Raw genomic sequence first — 10,528 nt, forward strand, 5'->3', positions numbered from 1 at the left:
CTTATAAAATAATTTATGGAGGATAATTGATGAAAACCTATACCTTAGATGATGTTACAGTATTAGTTGATAAATATGAAGGTGATATTGTTAATTTTGCTAGCAAAGATAAGGAGGTTGATGATCTCGTGATTGAAAAAGCTGAGGAAATTCTTGGTTTGCAATTCACATCTTCCTATAAAGTTTTTTTAAAACATTATAAAGGCGGGGACATTGGTGGTTATGAAATCTATAGGCTTTATAAGGAGTGTGGAGAAGATATTCCTTTTGATGATATTGTTTTTCAAAACTTAAATGATAGAAAACGTGGTTTCGCAACACCAGAACAGCTTATCGTTTGTGATGCTGCTTTTGGTGAAACCTTTTATTTTGATTATACGCAGTTTAGGGATGGAGAATGCCCACTTTATGTCATGCTTCCATCTGAGGATTGCGAATATTATGCCAGTAATTTTTATGAATTCCTTTGCAAAAGAATTAAAGAAAGCGTGGGAGAAGAGATACCTGAAGGTGACCAACCGATTGAAAAGACTGAGAACACTCCCACTCTGCAACCTATCCCTTTTTACAAGAGTTTTTGGAAAAAACTATGGAGGAGGGGCAATTGATAGAAGAAATACGGAGCGTTTATAACGCAAGTTTTGAGGATAATTGATGAAAACCTATACCTTAGATGATGTTATAGAATTAGTTGATAAAGTTGATAAATATGATAGTGATATTGTCAGTTTTGGGACTGCAGAAAATGCTGTCGATGATATATGGATTGAAAAGGCGGAGAAAGCTCTCGGTTTGCAATTCACATCTTCTTATAAAAGTTTTTTAAAAAATTATAAAGGGGGAGATATTGGTGGTGATGAAATCTATAGTCTTTATGAAGATTGTGTAGATTTTCCTTTTAATGATATTGTTTGTCAAAACTTAAATTATTATAGAAAACGTGGTTTTGCAACATCAGAACAGCTTGTCGTGAGTAGTACTGATTTTGGTGAAACCTTTTACTTTGATTATACGCAGTTTCGGGATGGAGAATGCCCACTTTATGTCATGCTTCCATCTGAGGATTGCGAATATTACGCTAGCAATTTTTATGAATTTCTTTGCAAAAGAATTAAAGTACATGCGGGAGTTGAGATGCCTGATGGAGACCAACCAATTGAAAAGATTGAGAACACTCCCACTCCGCAACCTATACCTTTTTACAAGAGTTTTTGGAAAAAACTATGGAAGAGGTGAAATTGATAGAGGAAATATGGAGCGTTTATAACGCACGTTTTGAGGATCATCTATGAAAACCTACACTTTAGATGATGTTGCAGTATTAATTGATAAGGTTAATAAATATGATGATGATATTATCAATTTCGGTACTGAAGATGATGAAGAGAATGAAACAGATGATCTACAGATTGAAAAGGCGGAGAAAGCTTTGGGTTTGCAATTCACATCTTCTTACAAAGTTTTCTTAAAAAAATATGGAGGAGGAGAAATTGGTGGTGATGAAATATTTAGCATTTATGGAGATTGTGGGGAAGGTATTCCTGCTGGTGATATTGTTTACCGAAACTTACTCAATAGAGAACGTGGTTTTGTGACACCAGAACAGCTTTTCGTTAGCAGAACAGATTTTGGTGAAACCTTTTATTTTGATTATACGCAGTTTAGGGATGGTGAATGCCCACTTTATGTCAGGCTTCCATCTGAAGATTGCGAATATTATGCCAGTAATTTTTATGAATTCCTTTGCAAAAGAATTAAAGAAAGCGTGGGAGTTGAGATACCTGATGGTGATCAACCGATTGAAAAGATTGAGAACACTCCCACTCCGCAACCTATCCCTTTTTACAAGAGTTTTTGGAAAAAACTATGGAGGAGGGGCAATTGATAGGGAAATATGGAGCGTTACGCAAGTTTTGAGGATCATCTATGAAAACCTATACCTTAGATGATGTTGTAATATTAATTGATAAAGTGAATAAATATGATGATGAGATTATCCATTTTCGTACTGAAGATGATGCAGTTGATGATCTTGTAATTGAAAGGGCTGAGAAAGCTCTTGGTTTACAATTCACATCCTCTTACAAGAGTTTTTTGAAACATTATAAAGGTGGGGACATTAGTGGTGAAGAAATCTATAGTCTTTATGAGCATCCTATAGGTGTTTCTGTTAATGACGTTGTTTTCCAAAACTTAAATGATAGAAAACGTGGTTTTACGACACCAGAACAACTTGTCGTTTGTGATGCTGATTTTGGTGAAACCTTTTATTTTGATTATACACAGTTTCGGGATGGTGAATGCCCACTCTATCTCAAGTATACATCTGAAGATTACGAATATTACGCTAGTAATTTTTATGAATTCCTTTGCAAAAGAATTATAGTACATGCGGGAGTTGAGATACCTGATGGTGATCAACCAATTGAAAAGATTGAGAACACTCCCACTCCGCAACCTATCCCTTTTTACAAGAGTTTTTGGAAAAAACTATGGAGGAGGGGCAATTGATAGAAGAAATACGGAGCGTTTATAACGCAAGTTTTGAGAATAATCGATGAAAACCTATACCTTAGATGATGTTATACAACTAGTTGATAAATAGGATAATTGCGATTTATTGCTTGTTATGAAAACATCTAAAAAGAGATTGATCATTATAAAGATTAGCAAAATCCCTTTTAATAGACCGTGTCAGTGTTGTCAGTTCTTTTTAGAGCCTATATTATTTTTTTTAAATGAGAGAAAATTAAAATCAATATATTTCAATAGGTTAGTATTTAAATGATACAACCTTTATTAAATAGTAACCCATAAATTCAACTAACAATATATATTTGTCAGTTATGTGTCAGTAAATTGAACTGACAAAATAGATTATTTTAGTGAGTGATTAAAATGTGCTTTATGAAAAGCATATGATCCTTTAAAGCCTTTCAAAAGATAGTTTATAACTCATAAGAAATGCTATCAAGATCCTTATGGTTGTTAGTTTTGAAGATTTTGAGTATTTTGAGGGTTCCTTTTACTCCCCTTTATATATTTTTTTCAATAAAAAAATAAAAGTTATTATATTTCAATATATTAGCATTTTAGAGATACAATCTATATTAAGATGAAACCTATAAATACAACTCATGGTATATTTTTGAAGGTATTTTGAGGGTTTGAGAAACCTTCAAAACCTATAAGCAAAATGAATATATATATATATAACTCTCTTAAACAAAGCTTTTGAAAACAATAAAGCACTCATTTTAGATTACGGTATAATCTTTTAAAGGCAATGTAAAAAAATCTAACTCACTTTAAGAGTGGGTTTCTTAAAAGTCTTAAAGCAATCCAAATGAGAGTATTTAAAAGTGCAAATGATTTCTTTTTAGAATAACGCATATAAACACTCCTTTTAAAGATTGTATGTAATCAACTTAACAAGAGAGGTATAGATTATGGTTATAAGCTCTATACCCCTTGTGAATTTAGCATGCCTATCATGTGAACATGCTTTATAAGTTATTCAGTTTCTCTTATTTCTAATTTTGGTAAGTTCTTAACGATTTTCATTGTTTCTAAACTTACGGTAATAACCCTTTGAAATAACTCTAGAGGGTAGGCAGGGTTGCCAATGGTTTCAACAGCATAACGATTGGCATCATTAACAATGCCACTCTTTTTATCAGTCTTAACACATTGACGCCCCATAACCCATTCAAGAGCGGGTTTACCATTAACGATATACTCATAAGCTTCAAGAGGGATATCTGTTATTGTGATATTGTTATTATAAATAACCGTTGATTTATCCTTTTCCTTACTATCCTTAATTTTTGCGAACTTCATTTCAGTCACATAATAGAATTTTTCGGGATTAGAGATCTCTGTCTGTTTTGGATTACCCTTTTTAAAGGTCACTGGATACGGCTCTACATCTTCATAATTCACGTGCAAGTGACCCAGTTCACGCCCTGCTGTTACAAATTTCCAAAAATCATCAGCACTTTTAATACAAGGGATACGAGGCAATTCTTTAGAGAGGTTATCAGAATAACGGGCACGATAATCTTCCGAATGCAAAATTCCATAAATATAATAAAAGATATCTTCTTTTGTTATATTCTCATTAGGATAAGCGGCTTTAAAATGTGCTAATCCCGTATCTGTAATACCATCACGAACTTTCTTTTTTACATTTGTAGCAAACAAACTCTGGTCATGAGTTTTTTTCTCTTCACAATAGAACATAAGTGGATAGCATTTTGTTGTATCTAATGTGTGATAATTGATTGGTTTATTAGTCATGAGACAGGAAAAATGAGATAGACTTCCTTTACCCGAAATACAAATTCCAAGATTATGCGGAATATCTGAATTAAAAAATTGATGCGTTTGTCCTAGTATTTCATTAAGGAATGGTGATGTATAATGCCACATTGTCATAAACGGGCGATAAAGAACGAGAGCTTTTAGATTTGGTTCAAATTTTGCATCTATCTCTTGCTTCAGTTTGGAGCGAAGCCCCCTAGACCATCCAATTTTTGTAGCATCATAATCAATAATTTCTTTTACAGATATAGACGGATTCTTGGAGATAAGTCGTTTTTGTATATTAAAATATTTGATTGTTTTTTGAATAGATTCATCTAGTGCATCATTCGAAAAATTATAAACCCAAGCATCTCTATTTGATTGTACACCAAGTGAGACTTCTTCAAAAATTTTAGAATCTATAGGGGTACTTTTATCCCCCATAGGTATGAATTGATCAAAATCAGCAACTCTTTGCTTTATCCAATCATGTTTTTCATTAGGCGTAATCTCAATAAACTGTTTGGATTGTATTATTCCTTTTATGCTTTTTAATTTATGTAAGAGATATAATTTCTCCTTTGTAGAAAGGTTATCACCAATATCATAATAGCAAATTTTACAGGGTTGTTGTGTATTTGGATTGCGTACAAAAAGAGTTATAACTATTCCACTTTGACTTCCAGAGCCAAAAACATTTCCCCCTTCTTTTGATTGTTCCTTTGATTTTATATTTTTTCGAATATCACCACGAAGATTGATGATATAAATAGCAGAATACTCATTTTGTAAGCATCTTCGCATACCATCCGCAAATATTTTATCTATCCATCCATTTCCAGAAACATAGGCTACAACGCCGCCTTTAGAACTTAAACGATTACTAGCCCATCTAATTGCTTGAATATAACTGTTATAAAGCTCTTTACGGTTAGTACCAACATTCAAACCTGATGCGTATGTATTTTTTATGCTATCATTAAGAGTATCATAATGGACATTTGGATTATTATCATTGGCACTTTTTTGACCTGTTGAATAAGGAGGGTTGCCAACAATAACTTGGATATCTGCTTCCTGCTGTTTTTTACACCGCTCTGAATTCTCAAACATATAGCGTGTAAAAAAATCTTTTTCCTCTAACATCAGAAAAGTATCAGTTAAACAAATTCCTTCAAAGGAGATATAATCTCCTTTCATAAGACTATGATAAGTCGATTCAATGTTAATGGCTGCTATGTAATAGGCTAGGAGAACAATCTCGTTGGCTTTGATTTCATTTCGGAACTTATATTCCATATCCTCTGGTTTGATGAGTCCAGATTGTAAAAGCCTTGTGATAAAGGTCCCCGTTCCAGTGAAAGGGTCAAGAATAGGGACGCCTCGAGAACTTAAGCTTTGTCCAAACTCTTGCTCTAAAACATCATTGACGGAATGTAAGATAAAATCAACTATTTCAATAGGCGTATAAACAATCCCAAGTTTATCTGTTGTCTTTTTGAATGCCTTGGTAAAAAAATCTTCGTAAAGTTTGATAATAAGATTCTGTTTTGCTCGCGTTTCAATAATACCCTCTGTATCATCCTTTACACTTTGATAAAACTTTTCAAGATCTTTGGCTTCGTCTTTGATATTCATCTTATCAAGTTCTCTTAAGATCTTTTCCATCGCTTGCGAGATGGCGTTTTTACTCACAAACTCATTTCCATCAAACAAGGATTCAAAAATAGGTCGTGTCACAAGGTGTTGCGCCAACATCTCGAGTGCATCCTCTTGCTCGATACTGTCATTTAAACCGTTCTTTAATTCTTTATGAAAGGCATCAAAAGCGTGAAAGGCTTCACTCTTTTTATCAGCGAGTATGCTTTTAAGACGAATAATATGATTTTGTGCAATTGCAGCTACATTGCCAGCCCAATTTCCCCACTGATTAGGCTCTCCACATTTTTTGACAATGATGGGCTTAATAGCACGCGATAATTCATCAACATAAAACTCGAATTCTTTTTGTCCTCCATATTTATAAGAGCTTTCACTTGCTACTGAACCAATATGAAGCCCAACACTTTCCGATTTTGCGTGGAAAGAGAGTTCGTCAACAACAGCGGTCATTGCTTGTAAAGCTGGGTCAAAAGTCACCCCTACAATCTCAAACACATGACGAACATTTTGGTCTAGCTCTAAGGCTTTTATTTTGTTTTTAAAGTTGTCATCATGAGCACGCAAAGCATTGAGAACTTGCCAGATGACATCATACTTCGTATTGTTTTCTAAAGCCTGTTGTGGTGGAATATTAAAGGGAATACCAACGGGTAAAATAATATAGCCTGTTGTTTTACCTTCTGCGCGACGCATCACGCGCCCCACCGCCTGTATCACATCCACATGACTTTTACGCGGGTGTAAAAACATAACCGCATCAAGAGCAGGGACATCGACTCCTTCAGAGAGACAGCGGACATTGGTTAACACACGGCAGTTATTCTCATCTGTATCTTCTTTAAGCCAATCAAGTAATTTATTACGATTTTTGCCATTAAAAGATCCATCAATGTGCTTAACATCAAAGATAAGAGAAGTTTTACTTTCGGGAACAAATTTATGATATTCATCAATGGCGTCATTGAATAGTTCGCTAACTAATTGAGACGTCTTGATATTTTTACAAAAAGCCAGAGAACGACGCATAGGTTTTATGCCATCTTCTTCCTTCTTTTCTATTTGGGAAAGTGCTTTGTAGCAGCCAATGATTTTAGTTGTATCATCAAGAATAAGTTCGGAATTTTTATCTTTAAGGCGTTTCTGAATCGTTGCGTTAATAATTGCTTCATCAACAGCCAAGACGATAACTTTATAGGGTGTTAAAAGTTTATCTTTTAGAGCTTTTGAAAAAGTATACGTGTAAAGATTTTTTCCATAGAGCTCTTCATCATCCATGGACGCCAGAACAGCATCAGATGCGTCAGCCTTCTTTTTCAGCTTGTCGGTAAAGATCTTAGGGGTTGCCGTCATGTACAGACGTTTTTTGCCCCGAATGATGCTGTTATCATGAACCTTGATAAATTCAGATTCACGCTTGTCTGTTCCTAACACAGCTCCAGTGGTACGGTGTGCTTCATCACAGATGATCAGATCAAATTCGGGTAAATCATACTTTTTTTGCGCATCCGAAATCACTTGGATTGAATGGTAAGTAGAAAAGACCACAGTCATTACATCAAGAGAAGTTTTATTGGCTTTACGCGCAAGCTCTTTGGCATCGGTCGTAGCCGGTAAAACAAGGTCTGATGCATCGAGACCAGCTTCATCATCATTTTTATTCTTACGACGCTTTCCCACTTGTGTATCGGAACACACGGCAAAGGAGCGTAAAGGCACTTCTGTATCTTCTGTCCATTCACGAATTGTTTGAGAGATAAGAGCAAGAGAGGGCACTAGAAACAATACGCGCTTGCCTTGACCTGCTATGGTTTCTGCTATCTTAAGGCTTGTAAAAGTCTTGCCCGTACCACATGCCATAATCAGCTTGCCACGGTCTGCTTCTTTTAAACCTTCACAGACTTTCTCAAGGGCTTCTTTCTGATGATCTAAAAGCTTTTTCTTCGGTTTCTCTTTAAGAACAGCTTGTCCTTGTTCTTTATAAGCCCCCCAATCGATTTGACTGTTTTCTAAATCAAACAGATTAATCCGTTGAGGGCGGATTTCTTGCCCCTCACAAGTCAGTTCAACATTGTCACTCCACTCTGTTTCGGTGCTATCAACCAGTATGCGACGGGTGAAGATCTTTTTGCCCGAGGCAGCAATAAAACTATCAATATCTTCTTTTTTAATTATGTGAGAAGCATCATAGCATTTACATTGAATAGCCGCATAACCTCCTTCATCACGGATTGTAGCGACCAAATCAATCCCAATATCGGTTCCATCTTCATCATGCTCTTGCGCCCATTCCAAATAAGTTTGAACCTTTTCGTATTCTTGCTTTTGAAGCGGGTCTTCACTCAAATAAACCATGACAAGGTTTTCAAACATGGTTCCTAATTCACGGGGTGATTTAGCTTTTTGACGATAATATTCCAACAGAGAGCGTAAAGTGACGTGTTCATTATCAGAGTTAACAGATTGCAGCATATTGTAATAAAAATCCCTTGCCTTATGATATGATCAATAATCATCAAAAGAATCAAAACGAATTAAATTAAATGCATTTAAAGCAAATAACGATAAAAATGGGAAAAAACTGATAAAAAAAGCAGATATTTTTTCAAAAGGTTTTTTTAGAGGCTGTTTATCAACAGCCCATGACATGGAATAAGATCAGCAAAGTAGTAAAATTTGCTATTTGTTTTATGAAAAAAGACAAATGCACTATGTGCATTAAAATATCAGAATGAGTACTTTGATAAGTTTTATAGATAGGTTTTGTAGGTTCTTAAAACCCCCAAAACCCCTTTAAACATATATCATAGATTGTATTTAATATAGGTTGTTTCTTTAAAACATTAACCTATTGAAATATAATGATTTTTATTTTGGATTAAAAAAATAAAATAATACGTATAAAAAGCCCCCCAAAACTCATAATGGGGAGTGTTTTGAAGAGTTCACTGTTATATTGTTAATGTTCTATAAGATTTCCAAATTGCCTCAGTGTGATGTTTTATGGCTTGTCACTAAGGGATTCCATTCATAGCGTATGGTAGGGCGACCGCCTTGTGAGCTCTTGTCTCCAGAGATTTCACGTATATAGTTACAACGGCATAAAAGCTCTAAAGTTTGCTTAACGGCTTCATTATCTTTGAAACATTTCCAATCACGTTTATAAATATCCCTTGTTGTAAAAACATCGGGTAAACAATCACAACGTTCGACAATTAATTTTGCCCCCTCTGTTGCTAAGCTATCCGCCGCCGCATAAAGCCTTTTGACATGACTTAACAAATATTTTTCCCAATACAAGGCTCTTTCAAGGGCATCTCTATTGATTTCCAAACGCCCCCCATCAGCCAGTTCAAAAATTAATGCAAGACTTACTATGGTCTTAGGCATTTTCAAAAGATGCGCTTGTAAGCTTTCAGAAAGGTTGTTCTCTTTGGCTTCTTTAAAAATCTTTTGCATCCATTCACGAAACATCTCTTGAGCTTCAGCAGAAAAGCGCATCACAAGAGGGTGTTCTGGTGAACCAAGGGGAGTATCATAAAGAGAACGAAATGCCCCTTCATAAGTTTCCCATGCCTCTTGATTGGGCGGTCTATCAACCCATTTCCAATCTTTTGTCTCATCGGGAAAGACAAGCATTTGAAAGCGTTGTAAGAAACCATCATTGCCTTTGCCATATAAAACATTGCGTATAAAGGGCAGAATGCGAGAGGGTTGAATGCCCCCTATAATAGAAACGGTTGCATTGGGAATAAAAATGGTTCCACGCCCAATCCGGTCATAAGTAAATTGACCATCTCCATTAAAAGCTTCCAAATAAAAGGAACGGTCTGTTTGATATTCCTTCCGTTCCATATCTGTTAAGAAACCGGATAATTCATCACGCACCATCAAGAGACCACGGGGGTTTTCTTTTAAAAGTTCCCCAAGCTTTTCGACGGTCACATCATTGACAATAAAACGAGAGACATCCTCATCATGCGCATTGTCTTTAGAGAGGGTTTCAGACAAAAGAGCATGGGCTGTTTCAAGATCTCCTTTTTTGATTGCTTTATGGGCTTGTTTTTTCTTTTCAGACTTGTCTAAAGTCTCAAGTATTTCTTCAATTTCTTGTTTTTCTTTCTGCTTTAACCAGTCTTTATACCATTTCTTTTGAAGGCAAGTGATTGGAGTTAAAGCGGCTTGCATGGTAGGTGTTTTCATGGTTGAAGGTTGACCAATAAGAGCGCCCCAGAGATTAGGGACAATCTTCCAATCATCATGTTGTTTTGGAGCAATCCGCACGCCATTGCCAATGAGAGCAGCCAAGCCACACAAAGCAGCGACAGCCACAAAATCAAGAGGAGCTTGTTGACGGTCAGCAACGTCATAAACATAGCGACTTGAAGTTAAAGGCATTTGCGCAGCATGAAAAGGCTCGACGGGTAAGAGAGTATATTCAAGTGGTTTTAATTCCCCCCAACCATTTTATTGCAATGCTTGCTTATAGGAATGGCTTCTAAACAAGTCTTATCATTTAAAGAGCCATTATCGTTATCATTTAAAGGAGTATTATTCTCTAAAA

The 10,528-nt window shown here is 35.5% G+C and carries 6 protein-coding genes; 4 read left to right on the top strand and 2 right to left on the bottom strand.

What is annotated here, in order from left to right; translation table 11 throughout:
• The first annotated feature begins 29 nt into the window (after positions 1-29).
• The 4 genes from ACFIMQ_RS08695 to ACFIMQ_RS08710 are packed head-to-tail and all read left to right on the top strand — an operon-like array spanning position 30 to position 2,511.
• Entirely contained in the window at positions 30-608 is a 579-nt protein-coding gene (locus tag ACFIMQ_RS08695) for an SMI1/KNR4 family protein (RefSeq protein WP_375703847.1), read from the top strand.
• Positions 609-654: 46 nt separating this feature from the next.
• Positions 655-1,236 carry an SMI1/KNR4 family protein gene (locus tag ACFIMQ_RS08700; RefSeq protein ID WP_375703848.1) on the top strand — a complete coding sequence of 194 codons (582 nt, stop codon included), beginning with the start codon at positions 655-657 and terminating at the stop codon, positions 1,234-1,236.
• 52 nt (positions 1,237-1,288) lie between these two features.
• Complete coding sequence (locus ACFIMQ_RS08705) at positions 1,289-1,885, top strand: SMI1/KNR4 family protein (RefSeq protein ID WP_375703849.1); 597 nt, start codon at positions 1,289-1,291, stop codon at positions 1,883-1,885.
• Between the two features lie 41 nt (positions 1,886-1,926).
• Positions 1,927-2,511, top strand: coding sequence for an SMI1/KNR4 family protein (locus ACFIMQ_RS08710; protein WP_375703850.1), 585 nt, complete (start codon positions 1,927-1,929; stop codon positions 2,509-2,511).
• Between the two features lie 1,002 nt (positions 2,512-3,513).
• Here ACFIMQ_RS08710 and ACFIMQ_RS08715 read toward each other — a convergent pair.
• A complete protein-coding gene (locus ACFIMQ_RS08715) occupies positions 3,514-8,436 on the bottom strand; it encodes a DEAD/DEAH box helicase (RefSeq protein ID WP_375703851.1) in 4,923 nt (1,640 codons plus the stop codon).
• A 516-nt stretch (positions 8,437-8,952) separates the two neighbouring features.
• Entirely contained in the window at positions 8,953-10,362 is a 1,410-nt protein-coding gene (locus ACFIMQ_RS08720) for a YfjI family protein (protein WP_375703852.1), read from the bottom strand.
• Positions 10,363-10,528: the final 166 nt, after the last annotated feature.

It is taken from the genome of Bartonella sp. AD13SXNS, from assembly GCF_042196465.1.
Taxonomy (GTDB): Bacteria; Pseudomonadota; Alphaproteobacteria; order Rhizobiales; family Rhizobiaceae; genus Bartonella.